The organism is Kitasatospora sp. NPDC088391 (assembly GCF_044753345.1).
GTDB lineage: Bacteria > Actinomycetota > Actinomycetes > Streptomycetales > Streptomycetaceae > Kitasatospora.
Genome location: NZ_JBIVNB010000002.1, coordinates 567,707 through 585,481, shown reverse-complemented (window position 1 = coordinate 585,481; position 17,775 = coordinate 567,707). Strand labels below are relative to the sequence as shown.

Sequence of the window (17,775 nt, the reverse complement as noted above, 5' to 3'; positions counted from 1 at the left end):
CTCGAGCCGTCAGCACCGCTCATTCCAGTCACACAGCCACGCCACGCCACCTGCGTCCCCATCCCACCCACAGTGGCCCTGGCGGCAGCTGGGCCCGCAAGTGGCGAGCTCAACCCCGTCCCCCTCCGACCGCCCGGAGGGGGGGTTCTCAGGTGTCCCGCCAGCGGTAGCCGAGTTCGGGGCGGCCGACCTGGCCGTAGCGGGGTTCGCGGGTGGCTCGGCCGGTGGTGACGAGGTGTTCGAGGTAGCGGCGGGCGGTGATGCGGGAGACGCCGGTGGCGGTGGCGGCGGTGGTGGCGGAGAGGCCGTCCGGGGCGTCGCGGAGGGCGGTGGCGAGGGTGTCGAGGGTGGCGGGGCTGAGGCCCTTGGGGAGGCTGGTGCGGGTGGGGACGCGGAGCAGGGCGAGGGCGCGGTCGACCTCGTCCTGGCCGAGGGCCTCGCCGTCGCGGCCGAGGCTGTCCCGGTAGCGCGCGTACTGCCGGAGGCGGTCGCCGAGGGCGGCAGCGCCGAACGGTTTGAGCAGGTACTGGACGACGCCCGCGGTGACGGCCTGCCGGACGACGGCGAGGTCGCGGGCGGAGGTGACGGCGATGACGTCGGCGGTGTGCCCGGTGGTGCGGAGCGCGGCGCAGAGTTGGAGGCCGTGGCCGTCGGGGAGGTGGAGGTCGAGCAGGATCAGGTCGACGGGGGTGTGGGCGTCGAGGGCGCGGATCGCCTGGGCGCGGGAGTGTGCGACGGCGACGGCGGTGAAGCCGGGGGTGCGGTCGACGTAGCGGGCGTGGGCGTCGGCGACCACGGGGTCGTCCTCGACCACCAGGACCCGGATCACCGGGCCTCCCCCGCGGGGCGCCGCAGCGGGAGCCGGACGGTGAGTTCGGCGCCCTCCCGGTGGGCGATCCGGACGTCGCCGCCGTTGCGGCGGGCGGTCTGGGCGACCAGGGCGAGGCCGAGGCCGCGGCCGTGCTGCTTGGTGGTCCAGCCGCGCCGGAACACCTCGTCGGCGGCGGCGGGGTCGATGCCGGGGCCGGTGTCGGCGACCCGGAGCAGCAGGTGGCCGTCCTCGGTGCGGGCGGTGACGTGGACGGCGGGGGCGGCCCGGGCGGCGTTCTCGACGGCGGCGTCCATCGCGTTGTCGATCAGGTTGCCGAGCAGGGTGACCAGGTCGCGCGGGGTGAGCCGGTCGGGGAGGACGCCGTCGTCGATCCGGCTGTCCTCGGTGAGTTCGAGTTCGATGCCGCGTTCGGCGGCCTGCGCGGCCTTGCCGAGCAGCAGGGCGGCGAGGACGGGTTCGCCGACGGCGCCGACGACCTGGTCGGTGAGGCGCTGGGCGAGGGCGAGTTCGGCGGTGGCGAACTCCACGGCCTCGCGGTGGCGGCCGAGTTCGATCAGCGAGACCACGGCGTGCAGCCGGTTGGCGGCTTCGTGGGCCTGGGCGTCGAGGGCGGCGGCGATGCCCCGGACGGTGTCCAGTTCGCCGGTGAGGCCCTGGAGTTCGGTGTGGTCGCGGAGGGTGACCACGGTGCCGAGGCCGGGTCCGACCGGGGAGGTGTTGAGCAGCACGACCCGTTCGGCGGTCAGGTGCACCTCGTCGCGGGCGGGGTCGGCGGACTCCAGCGCGTCCCGCAGCGAGTCCGGCAGGCCGAGTTGACGCACCGTCAGTCCGTCGGTGTCGAAGGGGACGCGGAGGAGTTCCCGGGCGGCGTCGTTGCACAGCACCACCCGGTGCTCGCGGTCGAGCAGCAGCAGGCCCTCCCGGACGGAGTGCAGCGTCGCCTGGTGGTACTCGTAGAGGTGGGACAGCTCCCCGGCGTCCATGCCGTGGGTGTGTCGGCGCAGCCGGGCGGCGAGCAGGTAGCTGGCGGTGGCGCCGAGGGCGAGCGCGAGGGCGGCGACGCCGGTGAGGGCGAGCAGCGGGGTGCGCAGCCGGGCGGTGATGTTGTCGACGGTGATGCCGGCGCTGACCAGGGCGACCACCCGGTGGTGGTCGTCGAGGACGGGGGCGACCACCCGGACGGAGGGGCCGAGGGTGCCGGTGTAGGTCTCGTGCTGGACGGCGCCGGCCCGGGCCCGGTCGGTGTGGCCGAGGAAGGGGCGGCCGATCTGGGCGGGGTCGGGGTGGGTCCAGCGGATGCCGTTCGGGTCCATGACGGTGACGAAGTCGACGCCGGTGTCGGCCCGGACCTGTTCGGCGTAGGGCTGGAGCACGGCGGTGGGGTCCGGTCCGGCGGCGGCCTCGCGGACGGTGGGGGCGGCGGCGAGCGAGCGGGCGACGGCGGTGGTCTGCCGGAGGGCGGCGTCCTCGGCGCGCTGGGCGGTGAACAGGTAGGCGAGGACGGCGCCGCCCGCCACGACGGCGGCGACGATCACCACCTGGACGGCGAACAGGCGGCCGGCCAGGCTGCGCCGGCGGCGGGGCGGCGGGGCGCTGCTGGTCGGGTGCATGCCGACCAGTGTGCACGTCGGGGGGCGGTCCGGGGCACGGGCGGGCGCGTGAACGCTATGACCGCAAGGGTGACCGGGGGCCGGGCGGGCCGGATAGTCGGGCCGCGGCCCGCCACCCACGGGCCGGGCGCCCTCTTCCCCCGGGGCGCCGGGAGAGCGGGCAGACGGCGAAGGAGCCGCGCATGGAGCCGACCGAGAACGTGAAGCCCACCGGGACGGCGGGGCCGTCCGGGCCGGGCCGGTCCGACCGGACGCACTACCTGTACCTGGCGGTGATCGCCGCGGTGGTCGCGGGTGTGGTGGTGGGCCTGGCGGCGCCGGGGTTCGCGGTGGAGTGGAAGCCGGTCGGCACCGGCTTCGTGAACCTGATCAAGATGATGATCTCCCCGGTGATCTTCTGCACGATCGTGCTGGGCGTGGGCTCGGTGACGAAGGCGGCGAAGGTGGGCCGGGTCGGCGGGCTGGCGCTGGGCTACTTCCTGCTGACCTCGACGGTGGCGCTGGGCATCGGCCTGGCGGTCGGCAACCTGCTGGAGCCGGGCAGCGGGCTGCACCTGACGGCGGCGCTGGCGAAGTCGGGGCACGCGCAGGCCGCGGCGGGCGCGGCGCAGTCCACCACCGACTTCCTGCTGGGCGTGATCCCGACCACCCTGGTGTCGGCGCTGACCCAGGGGCAGGTGCTGCAGACCCTGCTGGTGGCGCTGCTGGTCGGGTTCGCGCTGCAGGCGATGGGCGCGGCGGGGACGCCGGTGCTGCGCGGGGTGGAGCACCTGCAGAAGCTGGTGTTCAAGGTGATGTCGATGATCATGTGGGTGGCGCCGGTCGGCGCGTTCGGCGCGATGGCGGCGGTGGTCGGGGCGACCGGCACGGCGGCGCTGAAGAGCCTCGCCGTGATCATGGTCGGCTTCTACGTGACCTGCGTGCTGTTCGTGGTCGTGGTGCTGGGCCTGCTGCTGCGGCTGGCCGCCGGGGTGAACGTGTTCGCGCTGCTGCGCTACCTCGGGCGGGAGTTCCTGCTGATCCTGTCGACCTCGTCCTCGGAGAGCGCGCTGCCGCGGCTGATCGCCAAGATGGAGCACCTGGGGGTGAGCCGCCCGGTGGTCGGCATCACCGTGCCGACGGGCTACAGCTTCAACCTGGACGGCACCGCGATCTACCTCACCATGGCGTCGATCTTCGTCTCGGAGGCGATGGACAAGCCGATGTCGCTGGGCGAGCAGCTCTCGCTGCTGCTGTTCATGGTGCTGGCCTCCAAGGGCGCGGCGGGCGTCACCGGCGCGGGCCTGGCCACGCTGGCCGGCGGCCTGCAGTCGCACCGGCCCGAACTCGTGGACGGGGTCGGCCTGATCGTCGGCATCGACCGCTTCATGTCGGAGGCCCGGGCGCTGACCAACTTCGCGGGAAACGCGGTGGCGACCGTCCTGATCGGCCACTGGACGGGCGAGCTGGACCGCGGGCGGATGGCGGCCGTGCTGGCGGGCGCGCTGCCGTACGAGGAGGACAGCGCCGCCGTCGCCGGACTCCCCGCGCAGGCGGGTGCGCCCGACGACCGCGCGCAGCAACCCGCCTGACGGGTCGTCAGGCCGGTTCGGCGGTACTGCCGGAGAGGGCCCAGGCCAGGCCGGTGGCCGGGTCCTCGACGGCGAGGTGCAGGTGGCGCAGGTCGTCGGCCGGTTCGCTCCAGGTCAGGCAGCGCAGCCGGGCGACCAGCGCCCGCGCCCCGGCCCGGGAGGGGGCGCCGTCGCCGTCCATCGCGGCGAGCAACTGCCAGACGGCGAGCCGTCCCTGGGCGGCGCCGCGGTCCGGGCGGGCCGAGGCGAGGTGCACCAGGGCCGGGTAGAGGGCGGCGAACGGCAGTTCGCCGCCGGTGACCTCGGGCCCGCCCGCGAGCTGGGCGACGGCGTCGGCGGCCCGGCCCCGGACGCAGACGGCGGTGGTCCAGTCGGAGAGGCCGGCCAGCAGCCGGGTCGCCGCCAGGCCGGTCAACCGCTTTCCGGGGAGCGGGAGTTCGACGGCGGCCAGGCCCTCCCGGCTGGGCGGGACCAGGTGCAGGGCGCGCCGGGCGCCGCCGGTCGGCAGGTACTCGCGGACCCGGGTGTCCCGTTCCCAGCCGCCCTCCTCCCAGGGCTGCAGGCGGTACGGCACGCCCGCCGCGTCGCACTCCCCCTCGGGCGGCTCCTCGCCGAGCAGCGCCCGGGTGTGCGCGGCCAGCCGGGCCACGGCGGGCGGCAGCGGCAGCGCGTCCAGGACCGGCCGGGGGTGGCGGGTGGCGAACACCTCCCAGAGCGGCCCGGCGTCGTGGTCGGCGAGCGTCGCCGCCCCGCCCGCCGGGTCGAACAGCCGGGCCCCGACCCCGGCCGGCGCCCCGTACGCGAGCAGGTGCCCGAGCGGGCCCGCCAGCGGGTCGCGGAGCGCCCTGGCCAGCCGGAACCGCTCCAGCAGTTCGACCCACCGCCCCTGCGCGGCCAGCCGTGCCCCGGACGGTCCCCGGCCGTAGCGCACCTCTTCACCGATCATCAGGTCAATGTACGACCCGACCGGGCGACGCACCGACAGCCCGCACGTGACGGAGTGTCACCCCGCCGGACACCGCCCCGCCGGAACCCCGCCGGGCGTCCGGCCGGGCGTCCGGGCCGGGCCGGGCGCTCCTCACCCCATCAGCCCGTGCCGGTACGCCGCCGCGACGGCCTGGGCGCGGTTCCGGGCGCCGAGCTTGCCGAGGATGCGCTTGACGTGGGTCTTCACGGTGGATTCGGCCAGGTGCAGCAGGGCCGCGATCTCCTCGTTGGGGTGGCCCTCCGCGGCCAGCCGGAGCACCTCCCGTTCACGGACGGTGAGGGCCGCCAGCCGTCCCTCCTCCACCGGCGGCGCGGCGGCGGGCTGCGCGGCCAGCAGGTGGCCGAGCAGGTCGCGGGTGACGGCCGGGTCGAGCACGGCCTCGCCGACGGCGACGGCCCGCACGGCGTCGATCAGCCGCTCCGGGGAGGCCCGCTTCAGCAGGAACCCGGCGGCCCCGGCCCGCAGCGCGCCCCAGACGTACGCGTCGTGCTGGAAGGTCGTCAGCACCAGGACCCGGGGGCCGGCCCCGGCGAGTCGGCGGGTCGCCTCGATGCCGTCGCAGCCGGGCATCCGGACGTCCATCAGGACGACGTCGGGCAGCAGGGCGCGGGCCAGTTCGACGGCGCGCAGTCCGTCCTCGGCGCGGCCGACCACCTCGATGCCGTCGGCGGTCTCCAGGACGACGGCGAGCCCGGCCCGCAGCAGCGGGTCGTCGTCGGCGATCAGCACCCGGACCGGGCGCGGGCCGCCGCTCACAGCGGGAGGGTGACGCGGAGCCGGAATCCGCCGTCGGGTCCGGGGCCGTGCTCGGCGGTGCCGTGCAGGCGGGCGGCGCGTTCGGCGATGCCGGTCAGGCCGCGGCCGGGGCGGTGGCCGGGGGGCGGACCGGAGCCGTCGTCCCGGACCTCCACCTCCAGTCCGTCGCGGGCCGCGGCGATCCGCACCTCGGCGTGCCGCGCCCCGGAGTGCCGCAGCGAGTTGGTGAGCGCCTCCTGCACCACCCGGTAGGCGCAGCGGTCCTGGTCGGCGGGCAGCGGCGGGGCGTCCTGGGCGAGGGTGACCCGGAGTCCGGCCCGGTTCATCCGCCCGACCAGGCGCGGGAGTTCGGCGAGCCCGGGTTCGGACGCCGGTGCGGCGCCCGGCCGGTGCGGGGCGGGGCCGCGCAACAGGCCGAGCACCCGGTCGAGTTCGCCCAGCGCGTCGTTGCCGGTCTGTTCGAGTTCGGCGAGCAGTGCGCGGCTGCGGCCCCGACCGGTCGCACGGCCGCCGCCCCGGTCGTCCCGGTCCTCACCGTCCTCACCGTCGTCCGGGTCTTCGCGGTCCTCCCGGTCGAGCAGGCGGCGGGCCGCCCCGGCCTGGACCAGCATCAGGCTGAGCGAGTGCCCGACCAGGTCGTGCACCTCGCGGGCGATCCGGGCCCGCTCCTCGGCGAGCAACTCCTCGCGGGCGCGCCGCCGTTGGACGGCCTGGTCGGCGATCCGGCGGGCGGTGGCCCAGCCGAACGCCCAGACCGCGAGCCAGATCCCGAGCACGCCGATCGGCATGATCGTGTCGGTGTCCTGGCCGACGAAGTACCCGGCGACGCCGACCACCACGATCGGCGGGCCGCACAGGGTCAACCGGGCGCTGCCGTAGCGGCCGAGCGCCCACGCGCCGAACAGGTTGGCGTAGGGGGAGACCGGGCTGGGCAGCACGGCCTGCGCCTCGACGCCGAGGACCAGGGTGCCGATCAGGTAGGACGTCAGCGGGAAGCGGCGGCGGACCGCGACGGCGGCGGCGAGCAGCACCGTCAGGACGAGGGCGTACGGCAGCCCGGAGCCGATCCGGTCGGCGGCACCGAGCCGTTCGGCGAGCATCGCGGCGAACAGCACCACGGCGGGGGCGCCGTCGGTGAGCCCGTCGGGCAGCGGGCGCAGCAGGGCGGCGAGTGCCGGACGCCGGGACTGCGGGGTGGTGCCGGGGGCGGTGGCGGTGGGATGCATGGGCCGGGTCCTCGCTGGTGGGGTGCAGCGTGGAGGCTAGTCAGTGCCGGGCCGCGGCGCACCCGAACTCGGGGAGAAATCGGGGTGTCCCGGAGATCCGGCGGCTCCGGGTACCCCCGTGGGGGTAGTCGGGCGACCCCGGTGGGGGGACGTCCGGGCCCCGGGCGGGTCCGTAGCTTCGGCGGCATGACACACCATCACACCGCGGTTCCGCGACCGGGCGGCCTGCGGCGGGCCGGCCGGATCGCCGTCCCCACCCTGGCCCTGCTGGTCTCGCTGTTCTCACTGCGCTACTTCGCCCTCGACCCGGACTACTACATCGACGACCAGCGCCTGGTCTACGCCGCGCACCTGGCCCCGCTGCTGCTGCACATCGGCGGGGCCGTGGTGGCGCTGTCGATCGGCCCGCTGCAGTTCCTGCCGGGGCTGCGGGCCCGCCGCCCCGCCGTGCACCGGTGGACCGGCCGGGTGTACGCGGTCTCGGCCCTGGCACTGAGCCTCGGCGGACTGGTGCTGGCCCGGTACGCGATGCACCCGCCGGTCGCGCCGATCGGGTTCGCGGTGCTGGCGGTCCTGGTCCTGGTGACCACCGGCCTCGGCGTCCGGGAGGCCCGCCGGGGCCGGATCGCCCGGCACCGCCGCTGGATGCTGCGCTCGTACGCGCTGATCTTCGCCGCGGTGACGCTGCGGATCTGGCTGCCGCTGGGCGCGGTGCTGGGTGTGTCGGACGCGCTGACGTACGAGTCCGCGGCCTGGGGGTCGTGGCTGGTCAACCTCGCGTTCGTGGAGTGGCGGATGCGGCGGACCCCGAACGCCGCCTGACCGGCGGGCGCAGCAGCGGCAGCGGGCGGCCGGTCTCCACGTACCAGGCCTCGGCGGCGTTGACGGCCAGCAGCACCGCCGTGGCCAGGGCCGCGGTGGCCGCGCCCGGCAGGACGGGGGCGAGCGCCGCCAGGGCGGTGCAGGCCAGCGCGCCGAGCAGACGGGGGACGCCGACCGCGCCGAACATCCGCAGCCGGGCGTAGCAGAAACTGAACAGGTAGAGCGCGACACCGGGCGCGAGCAGCAGCGCGGGCGGGCCGTGCGGATGGTCGAAGGGGTGCGCGACCAGCTTCTTCAACCCGACCGCGACCCCGATCACGGCGGTGGCGTAGCTGGCGTGCGCGTAGGTGAACACCTCGCGCACGGTCCGGGCCGTGGAGGGGCTGTGCCGGATGCTGTGCCGGGCGGCGGGCGCGCCGTAGTGGAAGTACGTCCACCACAGGGTCGCGATCAGCACGAAGGCCAGCCCGGTGGCGGTCGCCGCGGGCAGGTCGAGCGGGGCGCGGGCCGCCTGGCCGCCGACGGCGACCACCGTCTCGCCGAGCGCGATGATGACGAACAGGCCGAAGCGCTCGGGCAGATGGCCGGTCTCGAACCGGACGGCGTCCAGGCGGCGGCCGAGCAGCGACCAGCACCCCAGGTCCGCGAGCGCGGCCGCCGCCCAGAACACCGCCCGCCCCGACCCGTCGAACGCGGCACCGGCCAGCAGCAGCGGGCCGCCGAGCAGCAACGTGGCACTGAACGGGTGCCAACGCCCCAGCCGGGGACGGGTCCTGAGGTGGATCGCCACGGCCACCACCAGCCGCAACAGCACACACCCCCCGGCGAACGCCCACGGCTGCGCACCGTACGCGTGCGGCACCGCGATCGCCATCAGCAACCCGCACCCCGACAACGCGAACAACGTGAGCCGCCCCGCCGTCCGGTCAATGGCCGGCCCGGCCAGATTGCCCAGCAGCGTCACCCCCGTCCAACCCCACCAGAGCGGCACCAACAGCAACAACGTACGGCCGACCGCCCCCGGCGTAGCGGTGTCGGCCAACGCGGCCGCAATCTGGGTGATCGCGAACACCCACACCAGATCGAAGAACAACTCGGCCCAACTGACCCGCTGCTCCACCTCCCCACCGGAACTCTCCGCAGCAGTGGACTCCTCGCCCCTGAGCTTCTCGCCGAAGGCTTCCTTGCCGGAGACTTCCTCATCCTTGGGTTGCTCGCCGAAGGCTTCTTCACCGAGCGCGGGTGGTGCGGTGTTCGACATGCGGGTGGGCCTCCCCCGGGGCGGGTGGGTGTGGGTGGTGGGGTGTCGCCCGGTGGGCGGCGGGAGTGGGGTGCCGCCCACCGGGTGACGTGGTGTCAGGAGGTGGCGGCGAGTTCTGCGGCGACGGCGTCCGCGCCGAGGCCGATCATCCAGCCGAGCGGCAGGTTCGGGGCGTAGTCCTGGACCACCCGGTCGAGTTCCTCCCGGGCCTCGTCGGTGAGGGCGGGCTGTCCGGCGGCCAGTCGGCGGACGGTCTCCCGGTAGAAGAGCAGGTACTGGCGCTGGGCGGTGAGCACCTCGATGCCGGCGGGCTCGCCGTGGCCGGGGTACAGCACGGCGGCGTCGGCGAGTTCGGTGCCCAGTTCGGTCAGCGCCGCCAGCCAGTGCACGCCGTGGCCGTCCGCGGTGTACGGGTGGGTGCCGTGGAAGGCCAGGTCGCCGATGAAGGCGAGCGGTGCGGCGTCGGCCGCGGGGTGGGCCAGGAGCACGCTGTCGGCGTGGCTCTCGGCGGGCCCGACGTGCCGGACGGTGAAGGTGGTGCCGCCCAGTTCGAGCTGCTGTCCGTCCTTGAGTTCGACGGTCGGGTAGGCCGTCACGGCGGGCCACTCCTCGCCGTAGACGGGGCCCCACTGGGCCCGCTTGGCGTCGGCGATCTCGCGGATCGTCGCGGCCACCGCCTCGGTGGCGTACACCGGCACGTCCCACCGCTCGACCAGGGCGTGCGCGCCGTTGAAGTGGTCGGGGTGGGCGTGCGTGACGAAGACGCCGAGCAGCGGCTTGCCGGCCTGCTCGAACGCGGCGACCTTCTCGACCAGGACGGCGATGTCCGTGTTGAGCAGGTTGGTGTCGATCACCACCAGGCCCTCGGCGGTCTCCAGCAGGTAGGAGTTCACGAACAGCCCGGCTTCGGAGCCGGTGTGGACGTGGACGGTCGTGGTGCTCATGTCGCTTTTCCCCCAGAGGTGTTGGCGGGCCGATCGACCCGTCGAGCAGGAAAGCTAGCGGCTCTGTGATGTTTCGTAAAGTCGAATGTGACAGAACTTCACACCGCTATGCTGGCCGCGATGGAGATCCACGGGAACCGCTGCCCGGACGACCCGCCGGAGGACCCGGTCGAGTCCGAACGGCTTTTGGCGTTCGCCGAGTTGGCCCTGAACAACGGCTCCCCCGCCGAGGCCCTCGAAAGCTTCCGGCAGGTCGGCGGCGTGCGGGCCCGCAGCGGTGAGGCGCGGGCCCTGGAGGCGCTCGGCCAGGACGCGCAGGCCGCCGACCTGCACCGGGCGCTCTGGGACGGTGCCGCCCCCGGCAGCGTGGAGCGCGCCGAGCACGCCGTCGGCGCGGTCCGCTGCCTCGGCCTGTGCGACGAGACGACGGCCTCGGTCCGGCTCGCCGAGACGGCGCTCGCCGAGTTCGGCCCGCCCCGCCACGCCTGGCACGGCGCCGCCGTCCGGCTCGGCGTGACGCTGGCCGGCGAACTCACCGACCTGGGCGAACTCCACCGCGCCCGCCGCCTGTTGACCATGCTCGGCACCGTCGCGGACCGGCTCGGCGAACCCGCCGCCCGCGGCGCGGTCCGCTGGAACGCCTCGCTCACCGCCCACCTGCTCGGCCACCCCGAGGAGGCCCACCGGCTCTCCGCCCAGGCCCTCGCCCTGTTCGGCGAGGCCGACCTGCCCCGGCACCTCGCCGTGGTCCGCGGCATCCACGGCCGGATGCTCGCCCGCGCCCACCCCGAACGCTGGCGCGACGCCCTCGACCTGCTGCTGCGCGCCGTCGCCGAACTCACCGAACTCGGCCAGGGCGCCTGGCTGGTGGACACCGAGACCGAGGTCGCCGAGATCCTGGTCCGGGCCGGCCACCCCGAGCGGGCCGTCCCGCACCTGCGCGCCGCGCTGGCCCGCCCGCAGCGCTCCGAGAGCCTGGTCCTGGCCGACACCCACCTGGTGTTCGCCGAGGCCCTCGCCGCCCTCGGCGACACCGCGGGCTGCGCCGCCGAGGTCGAGGCCGCCGCCGCGATCCTCTCCCCGCACAGCCAGCGCCACTCCCAACTCGCCCGCGAGTGGCACCGCACCGCCGCCCTCTACCGCCGCCTCGGCTCCCCCGGCGAAGCCATGCGCGCCTACCGGCGCGCCCTGCTCGCCACCGGCCACATCGGCCCCGTCTGGACCTGACCCGCCCGGTGCCCGGCCCTGCCCGGCGGCCCCCGTCCCGTCGCGCGCGCGTCCCCTCCCCCGGGCTTGTCGCGTGTCCGGCAAGCCCGCCGGGCGAGGGCCTAGGATCAACTCCCATGACGCCCGACCAACTCACCGGCAGCCGGGTCCGCACCCTGCGCAAGAGCCTCGGCCTGTCCCAGGCCGAGCTCGGCGGCGACGTGCTCTCCGCCAGCTACCTGTCGATGATCGAGTCGGGCGCCCGCCGGGCCTCCGTCGCCGCGCTGCGCCACCTCGCCGACCGCCTCGGCACCACCGTCGACCACCTCGCGCTCGGCCTCGAACCCGACTGCCGGGCCGCCGCCGAGAGCCGCCTCGCGCTGGCCCGCCTCGCCCTGCACGACGGCCGCCCCGCCGACTGCCTCACCCTGCTCGACCAGGACGGCCCCGCCGGCCCCACCGGCCCGGCCGTCGACGACGCCTGCCGCTGGGACGGCGAGGCGGGCGCCGCCCGCATCCGCGCCCTGGAGGAACTCGCCCGCACCGACGAGGCGGTGCACGGCCACGAGACCCGGCTCTCCCGGTTGGAGGCCGACAGCCCGGCCTGGGCCGAGGCCGCCACCGAACTGGTCCGCCGCCATCTCGCCGACGGCGCGCCCGCCTCCGCCGCCGCCCTCGCCGAACGCGCCCTGGCCGTCTACACCGACCGCGGCCTGCTCTGGACCGACCCCGCCGTCCGGCTCGCCACCCAGCTCGCCGACGCCCGGGCCCGGCAGGGCGACTCCGCGGGCGGCCGGGCCCTGCTCGCCGAGGTGCACCGCGCCGTCCTGGGCCATCCCGACGAGCCGGGGCGGGCCGCCGCGTACCGGGACGCGGCCCTCGCCGCGCACGAGGCGGGCCGCCACCGCGAGGCACACACCCTGGCCGAGCACGCCCTCGCCCTGCACCGGGCCGTGGACCGGCGCCGCGACGGGCTCACCCTCCGGGTGCTGTCCGCGATCCTGCTCGCCGACGCCGAACCCGACCGCGTCGCCGAGGCCGTCGAGCAGCTGCACGCCGTCCGCGCCGAACTGCTCGCGCACGGCACCGCCGAACAGCTGACGGCCTGCGAACTCGCCCTCGCCGAGCACCTGGTGCGGCAGGGGGACAGCACGGCGTCGGAGGGGCTCGCCGACACCCTGCTGCACCGCCTCACCGGCACCGGCCACCCGCACGAGGCCCGGGCCCGGCTCGCCAAGGCCGAGGCCCTGCTGGCCGCCGCCGACCCCGCGGCGGCCGCCCACCACCTCGGCCTGGCCGTCGACCTGCTCGGCACCCTGCCCCGCAACGGCGACCGCCGCACCGTCGAGTGCTGGCGCCGCGCCGCCACCCTCCACCAGCACCTCGGCGACCCCGAAGCCGCCATGCACGCCTACGAGCAGGCCCTCCGCACCACCGGCCACACCCTCCCCCCGGCCCCCTGGCTGATCGCCCCGGCCACCCCGGCCACCCCGACGACGACCGAGCCCCGCACCCGCTGACCGCCGCCGCGCAGACGCCGGGGGGACGGGGCGCATCCCCCGTCCCCCCGAACCACCGTTCCCGGAGCGTCGTTACCGGGCCGTCGGCGCAGCCCTTAGGCGGCCAGCTCCTGGCCCACCGTCACCCGCCGCGCCCGGCCGCCGACCCGGACCAGGGCGGCGGCGAGGACCGGCGCGGCCGCCAGGAGCAGGCAGACGGGGAGCGGGACGCGGGCGGTGAGCAGGCCCGCCAGGGCCGTCGCGCCGGAACCGCCCGCGTTGAAGGCCGCGTTGACCATCGCGCCGGCCCGGGTGCGCTGCTCGGGCGCGGCCAGTTCGTCGGTGAGCAGGTACGCCGTGGTGAGGGTGGGCGCCACCGCGAGGCCGGCCGGGACGGCGAGGAGCGCGAGGACGGCGACGTTCGGGGCGAGGGCGGTCAGCGCGAGCGCCGTGCCCAGCCCGAGGGTGAGGACGGTCAGCCGGGTCGCCGATCCGGCCCGCCAGGTGACGGCGCCGAAGGCCAGTCCGCCGACCGCGCTACCGGCCGCGAGCGCCGCCTCCACCCAGGCGACGTCGGCGGCTCCGCCGCACCGGTCCGCGAACACCACGGCGAGCAGGCCGAACGCGCCGAGGCCCGCCCCGGTGCCGGCCGCGGCCGCCAGCGGCTGGCGGGCCAGCCCGATCAGCGCCCAACTGCGCGGCGCCGCCTGCCCGGTGGCCTGCGCGGGGGCCGCCTCCGCCCGGTGGGCGGTGAGGGCGAGGGCGAGCGTCCCGGGCAGCACGAGCGCGGCGCTGAGCAGCAGGCCGACGGCGGGGCGGGCGACCGTGGCGAGCAGTCCGGCCAGCAACGGGCCGGTGACGTACAGCAGTTCCTCCGCGACGGTGTCCAGGCTGTAGGCGCGCCGGCGCAGTTCGGGATCGGTGATCAGGGCGCTCCACCGGGCCCGGGTCACCGGGCCGAGCGGCGGGGCGAAGACGCCCGCCGCGACGGCGAGCAGCAGCAGGACGGGGTAGGGGGTGCCGCCGGTCCAGGTGGCGGCGGCCAGCGCGACCAGCACGGCCGCGTAGCCGGCGGCCATCGGCGGCAGTGCCCGGCGCGGGCCGTACCGGTCGACCAGTCCGGCCCGGGTCGGGAAGAGCAGCACGCTGACGACGGAGAACACCGCCATCACCCAGCCGGCCCGGGCGTACGAGCCGGTGGCCCCGGCCGTGGCCAGCAGCAGGGACAGCGAGACGGTGCCGTAGGAGAGGCGGCCGATCAGGGCCGGGACGAACAGCCGGGCCGCGCCCGGGGTACGCAGAACCGTCGCGTAGGACGAAGACATGAGGGGTTCCTCAGGAAAAGGCGGCGCGCAGCGCGCCGGTGAACAGGGACGCCGAGGGACCGCTCCGCCGGTTCGGCGTGCGGTCGCTGCACGGGGTCCTAGTCACGCGTGAGGAACATGGGGGCGATGGTAGCGGCCTTTCCGTCCGTACGGAACCGAATTCCCCCGCCCCGGGCGGCCGGGGTCCGCCACCCCGGCCGTCCGCCGCGCCCCCGACGGCACGTCACCGCTGCTGCAGCCACCACACCACGCCGCCGACCGCCGCCGTCCCGCCCGCCGCCGCGGCCGCCCGCACCGCGCTGAACAGGGCCGCCCGCAGCAGCCGTTCCACCGTCCGCCGCCGTCCGTCCGCCATCTCTCCCGCACCTCCGTCTCCCCGCCCCGGCCCGTCGCCGGGGGCGGTGCGAGAACACTCCCGCGCACCCGCCCGCACCGTCCCGACCCCCGGGCACCGCGGGCGGGTTCGGCGCTACGCTGCAGGCAGCAGCACCGCCCCGGCCCGCCCGCAGCGGGCAGTGCGGGCACCCGACCGGACTGGGGGAACCACCCATCGCCGCACCCGACCCGCGCCGCCGCCTGCACGCCGAACTCTGGGCCCTGAAGCAGGACGCCGACACGGCCCGCCGCGCCCGGGGCGAACGCCCGCTCTCGCAGGCCGAGATCACCCGGACGCTGCGTCAGCCCCCGTACGGAGTGGCGGACTTCCGGGGCCAGCGGGTCAGCGACTGGGTTCCGGCCGACCACCGGAAGGCCCAAGTGCCGTCCGCGGACGGGACGGAGGCGCTGTGGGCCCTGGTCCGGCTCTGGTCGGAGACGGCGGGCCGCCCGCCGCGCACCCGCCGGTACTGGGCCGGGCTCGCCGAGCAGGCCCGCGAGACGCCGGTCGGCGACGGGCCGACGGCCGCCGGACCGGACACCCGGGACGTCCCGGACGCCCCGGTGCCGGAGTACGCCCTGGACCGGCTGCGCGACACGGACCTCGCCCGGATGACCCCGCAGTTCTTCGCCGAGATCCGCAACGCCCTGCGCCCGGACTCCACCCGCTTCCTGACCACGTCCGCCGAGCCCCGGCACTCCTCCGTGAGCTTCGTCCTCTGGCACGCCGGATCGGGAGATCCGGACGAACTCGCCATCGCCCGGGCCGTATCCCTGGCCGAGCCCCTCGTCGACGACTACGACGACGACGCGCCCCACTTCTCGGCCGTCGTGCTGACCGGTCTCCCGCCGCACCCGGCCCCCGACCTGGGCCGCCTGCTGGACCCGCGGGTGCAGACCGCCCCGCCCGACCGGGAGTTGGCCGCCGCACTCCGCCGGCTCCGGGCCTGCGGTGTCGTCGACTACACCGTTGTCTCCGGCGACGAGGTGCGGCGGCTGATCGCCGGAAACCCGGTGCACCGTCGGTTGTTCCTCGGACTGTTGGCCCCGGAGGATGCACTGTCGCTGCTCGGCGAACTCCTCGCCGATCCGGGCGCCCAGGAGCTGGGGCCGCTGATCCGCGCGAACCTGGCGTCCGAACTGCTGGCCGACCAGTGGGTGCGGCTGGGACAGGCCGGGGCCGACGGCGACCGGCAGAAGCTGTCGCTCGGTCCGATCGCCGTCGACCTGGAGGCCGGCACGGACCGGCCGGGTGCCCCGGAGACCGTGCGGTGCGCGCAGTACGTTCTGGAACGCGGTGACGAGGTCCTGCGGCCGTCCCGACCGCCGGTCCAACGGTCGCTGCGGCACCTCGCGCTGATCGGCGGCCCCGGCCAGGGCAAGAGCACCCTGGGCCAACTGGTCTGCCAGGCCTACCGGGTGGCGCTGCTCGGCACGGACCGGGAGCGCCTCCTGCCCGCCTCGACCCGCGCGCTGCTGACCAGCCTGCGCGGCGACCTGGCGGCGGCGGGCATCCCGGAGCCCCGGTCGCGCCGCTGGCCGGTCCGGATCGTGCTGCACGAGTTCGCCAACCACCTGGCCTCCGGGGGCGACGCCGACCTGCTGCGCTACCTGGCCGCCCGGATCGGGCGCCGGACGCCCGGCCCGCTGGACGGGGAGCGGCTGGCGAAGTGGCTGGCGGCCTGGCCGTGCTTCCTGGTGCTGGACGGCCTGGACGAGGTGTCCGCGCCGGAGACCCGGGAGGAGGTGATGGCCGCGATCGAGCGGTTCCTGCTGCACATGCGGGAGTTGGACGCCGACCTGCTGGTCCTGGCGACCACCCGGCCGCAGGGCTACCGCGACGAGTTCCACATCGGCGACTTCGAGCCGCTGGTGCTCTCGCCCCTGACGGCGGACGCCGCGACCCACTACGCGGAGCGGCTGGCCGACGCCCGGCACGCCGACGACCCGGAGATGCGGGAGGCCGTGGTCGAGCGCTTCGCGGAGGCCGCGCAACAGCCCGCCACCGCCCGCCTGATGAGCACTCCGCTGCAGGTCACCATCATGTCGCTGCTGGTCGAGCGCCGGACCAGGATGCCGCAGAACCGCTACGAGCTGTTCGAGTCCTACTACGCCACCATCTACGCCCGCGAGGTCGACAAGCCCGGCGAGACCGGCCGGCTGCTCGCCGAGCACCGGGGCCACATCGACTGGATGCACCAGTACGTCGGCCTGACCCTGCAGTCCCGGGCCACGCTGGACGGGGAGCTCGACTCCGTGATGCCGGAGGAGGAGCTGCACGAACGCGCCTTGGACCGCCTGGTCGGGGAGACCGAGGACCCCGCGCTGGCGCGGAAGTTGACGTCCACCCTGTTCGCCGCCGCGACCGAGCGGCTGGTGCTGCTGGTGGCCCCGGACGCCGGGCGGACCGGCTTCGAGGTGCGCAGCCTGCAGGAGTTCATGGCCGCGAAGGCGCTGATCTCGGGGCCGGAGGACGAGATCCTGCCCCGGCTCCAGCGACTCGCCGCCTCCCCGGCCTGGAACAACACCTGGCTGCTGGCCGCCGCCGGGCTCTTCTCGCACCGGCCGCACCTGCGGGACGGCGTGCTGGCCGTGCTCCGGGCCCTCGACACCGAGAGCCGGGCGGCGATGACGCTCCGCCCGGGGGCGTACCTGGCCGCCGACCTGCTGGGGGACGACTTCGCCACGGCGCACCCGAGGCACCACCGCCTGCTGGTCGGACACGCCGTGGAGGTGCTGGAGGGGCCGCCCGGTCCGCAGTGCGGCACCTGGGCGGCCGGGGTCGGCCGGGCCGCCCAGCAGTCCGCGGCCGGCCGGGAGATCGTCGAACGGGCCCTGAAGCGGGCGCTCCGGTCGCAGGACGCGCGGTGGATGACGGCGGGAATGCTCCCGGCCCTGCCGTCCGGCCTCGGCGCCGACGCCAGGGCGGCCACCACCTTCACACTCCTCGGCCCGGGCCTGCAGGAGGCCCGGCGGCAGGAGTACTACTTCCGTTCGGCCGATCCGACCCTGCTGGCCGACTTCTTCCGCCACAACTACCGGACCGTCCGGGCCGAGCCGCTCGCCGAGGCGCTGGCCCCGTTCCTGGCCCGGTGCCGCGAGTCCGTCCCCACCGGCGTCGACCTGTCCGGTCTCTTCGTGCAGCACTTCGAGACCAGCGGCGGGGTGCTCCGGGCGCTGTCCCGCCCGGGGCCGGAGCCGGACGGCGAGCCCTCCGGGGAGTTCCTCCGCGCGCTGGCCGAGGCCGTGGACGCGCAGGGGCCGGAGTCCTGGGTGCTGGCCGCCCAACTGCACGCCTGGCTGGTCCGGTTGACCGCGAGCCCGGTCGTCCTGCCGCGGGTCGAGGGAATCAACTGACGG

General features: G+C 76.1%; 14 protein-coding genes. 5 read left to right on the top strand and 9 right to left on the bottom strand.

Annotation, left to right across the window (positions count from 1 at the left end; all coding sequences use genetic code 11):
• Nucleotides 1-148: 148 nt before the first annotated feature.
• Both ACIQBJ_RS07070 and ACIQBJ_RS07065 read right to left on the bottom strand, forming a co-directional pair.
• Nucleotides 149-829, bottom strand: a complete 681-nt coding sequence (locus ACIQBJ_RS07070) for a response regulator (RefSeq protein WP_400704860.1) — start codon at nucleotides 827-829, stop codon at nucleotides 149-151.
• On the bottom strand, nucleotides 826-2,442 hold the full coding sequence (locus tag ACIQBJ_RS07065; RefSeq protein ID WP_400704857.1) for an ATP-binding protein: 1,617 nt from the start codon (nucleotides 2,440-2,442) through the stop codon (nucleotides 826-828). Before ACIQBJ_RS07065 ends, ACIQBJ_RS07070 begins: the two co-directional genes overlap by 4 nt.
• 182 nt (nucleotides 2,443-2,624) lie before the next feature.
• Here ACIQBJ_RS07065 and ACIQBJ_RS07060 point away from each other — a divergent pair, with 182 nt between their 5' ends.
• The gene (locus ACIQBJ_RS07060; protein WP_400704854.1) at nucleotides 2,625-4,013 is read left to right on the top strand and encodes a cation:dicarboxylate symporter family transporter; all 1,389 of its coding nucleotides are present in this window, start codon (nucleotides 2,625-2,627) and stop codon (nucleotides 4,011-4,013) included.
• A 7-nt stretch (nucleotides 4,014-4,020) separates the two neighbouring features.
• On the opposite strand, the gene ACIQBJ_RS07055 is transcribed toward ACIQBJ_RS07060, so the two are convergent.
• The 3 genes from ACIQBJ_RS07055 to ACIQBJ_RS07045 all read right to left on the bottom strand — a co-directional run bounded on the left by ACIQBJ_RS07055 (nucleotide 4,021) and on the right by ACIQBJ_RS07045 (nucleotide 6,983).
• Nucleotides 4,021-4,959: a hypothetical protein gene (locus tag ACIQBJ_RS07055; RefSeq protein WP_400704851.1), complete on the bottom strand. Its 939-nt coding sequence runs from the start codon at nucleotides 4,957-4,959 to the stop codon at nucleotides 4,021-4,023.
• Between the two features lie 132 nt (nucleotides 4,960-5,091).
• Complete coding sequence (locus ACIQBJ_RS07050) at nucleotides 5,092-5,757, bottom strand: response regulator (RefSeq protein WP_400704848.1); 666 nt, start codon at nucleotides 5,755-5,757, stop codon at nucleotides 5,092-5,094.
• Nucleotides 5,754-6,983 carry a sensor histidine kinase gene (locus ACIQBJ_RS07045; RefSeq protein WP_400704845.1) on the bottom strand — a complete coding sequence of 410 codons (1,230 nt, stop codon included), beginning with the start codon at nucleotides 6,981-6,983 and terminating at the stop codon, nucleotides 5,754-5,756. The genes ACIQBJ_RS07050 and ACIQBJ_RS07045 overlap by 4 nt, the downstream gene beginning before the upstream one ends.
• 186 nt (nucleotides 6,984-7,169) lie before the next feature.
• Between ACIQBJ_RS07045 and ACIQBJ_RS07040 the strand changes: the two genes are divergently transcribed.
• Nucleotides 7,170-7,805, top strand: coding sequence for a DUF2306 domain-containing protein (locus ACIQBJ_RS07040; protein WP_400704842.1), 636 nt, complete (start codon nucleotides 7,170-7,172; stop codon nucleotides 7,803-7,805).
• On the opposite strand, the gene ACIQBJ_RS07035 is transcribed toward ACIQBJ_RS07040, so the two are convergent.
• Together ACIQBJ_RS07035 and ACIQBJ_RS07030 are read right to left on the bottom strand one after the other, a co-directional pair.
• Nucleotides 7,753-9,066, bottom strand: a complete 1,314-nt coding sequence (locus ACIQBJ_RS07035) for a low temperature requirement protein A (RefSeq protein ID WP_400704839.1) — start codon at nucleotides 9,064-9,066, stop codon at nucleotides 7,753-7,755. The two genes, ACIQBJ_RS07040 and ACIQBJ_RS07035, sit on opposite strands and share 53 nt — an antisense overlap.
• 95 nt (nucleotides 9,067-9,161) lie before the next feature.
• Nucleotides 9,162-10,010 carry an MBL fold metallo-hydrolase gene (locus ACIQBJ_RS07030; RefSeq protein WP_400704836.1) on the bottom strand — a complete coding sequence of 283 codons (849 nt, stop codon included), beginning with the start codon at nucleotides 10,008-10,010 and terminating at the stop codon, nucleotides 9,162-9,164.
• Nucleotides 10,011-10,130: 120 nt separating this feature from the next.
• Between ACIQBJ_RS07030 and ACIQBJ_RS07025 the strand changes: the two genes are divergently transcribed.
• Nucleotides 10,131-11,237 (top strand): hypothetical protein, encoded by a 1,107-nt coding sequence (locus ACIQBJ_RS07025; RefSeq protein WP_400704833.1) that lies wholly within the window; start codon nucleotides 10,131-10,133, stop codon nucleotides 11,235-11,237.
• 116 nt (nucleotides 11,238-11,353) lie between these two features.
• The gene (locus ACIQBJ_RS07020) at nucleotides 11,354-12,736 is read left to right on the top strand and encodes a helix-turn-helix domain-containing protein (RefSeq protein WP_400704830.1); all 1,383 of its coding nucleotides are present in this window, start codon (nucleotides 11,354-11,356) and stop codon (nucleotides 12,734-12,736) included.
• 95 nt (nucleotides 12,737-12,831) lie between these two features.
• Here ACIQBJ_RS07020 and ACIQBJ_RS07015 read toward each other — a convergent pair whose 3' ends face one another.
• Together ACIQBJ_RS07015 and ACIQBJ_RS07010 are read right to left on the bottom strand one after the other, a co-directional pair.
• Nucleotides 12,832-14,040 carry an MFS transporter gene (locus tag ACIQBJ_RS07015; protein WP_400704827.1) on the bottom strand — a complete coding sequence of 403 codons (1,209 nt, stop codon included), beginning with the start codon at nucleotides 14,038-14,040 and terminating at the stop codon, nucleotides 12,832-12,834.
• A 223-nt stretch (nucleotides 14,041-14,263) separates the two neighbouring features.
• Nucleotides 14,264-14,395: a hypothetical protein gene (locus ACIQBJ_RS07010; RefSeq protein ID WP_400704824.1), complete on the bottom strand. Its 132-nt coding sequence runs from the start codon at nucleotides 14,393-14,395 to the stop codon at nucleotides 14,264-14,266.
• Between the two features lie 401 nt (nucleotides 14,396-14,796).
• Between ACIQBJ_RS07010 and ACIQBJ_RS07005 the strand changes: the two genes are divergently transcribed.
• Nucleotides 14,797-17,772 (top strand): NACHT domain-containing protein, encoded by a 2,976-nt coding sequence (locus ACIQBJ_RS07005; RefSeq protein ID WP_400704821.1) that lies wholly within the window; start codon nucleotides 14,797-14,799, stop codon nucleotides 17,770-17,772.
• Nucleotides 17,773-17,775 lie beyond the last annotated feature (3 nt).

Bases quoted from the DNA above. Each gene is read 5' to 3' on its own strand.
- ACIQBJ_RS07065 (WP_400704857.1), bottom strand. From the start codon at position 2,442: ATGCACCCGACCAGCAGCGCCCCGCCGCCCCGCCGCCGGCGCAGCCTG.
- ACIQBJ_RS07060 (WP_400704854.1), top strand. From the start codon at position 2,625: ATGGAGCCGACCGAGAACGTGAAGCCCACCGGGACGGCGGGGCCGTCC.
- ACIQBJ_RS07055 (WP_400704851.1), bottom strand. From the start codon at position 4,959: ATGATCGGTGAAGAGGTGCGCTACGGCCGGGGACCGTCCGGGGCACGG.
- ACIQBJ_RS07045 (WP_400704845.1), bottom strand. From the start codon at position 6,983: ATGCATCCCACCGCCACCGCCCCCGGCACCACCCCGCAGTCCCGGCGT.
- ACIQBJ_RS07040 (WP_400704842.1), top strand. From the start codon at position 7,170: ATGACACACCATCACACCGCGGTTCCGCGACCGGGCGGCCTGCGGCGG.
- ACIQBJ_RS07035 (WP_400704839.1), bottom strand. From the start codon at position 9,066: ATGTCGAACACCGCACCACCCGCGCTCGGTGAAGAAGCCTTCGGCGAG.
- ACIQBJ_RS07030 (WP_400704836.1), bottom strand. From the start codon at position 10,010: ATGAGCACCACGACCGTCCACGTCCACACCGGCTCCGAAGCCGGGCTG.
- ACIQBJ_RS07025 (WP_400704833.1), top strand. From the start codon at position 10,131: ATGGAGATCCACGGGAACCGCTGCCCGGACGACCCGCCGGAGGACCCG.
- ACIQBJ_RS07020 (WP_400704830.1), top strand. From the start codon at position 11,354: ATGACGCCCGACCAACTCACCGGCAGCCGGGTCCGCACCCTGCGCAAG.
- ACIQBJ_RS07015 (WP_400704827.1), bottom strand. From the start codon at position 14,040: ATGTCTTCGTCCTACGCGACGGTTCTGCGTACCCCGGGCGCGGCCCGG.
- ACIQBJ_RS07010 (WP_400704824.1), bottom strand. From the start codon at position 14,395: ATGGCGGACGGACGGCGGCGGACGGTGGAACGGCTGCTGCGGGCGGCC.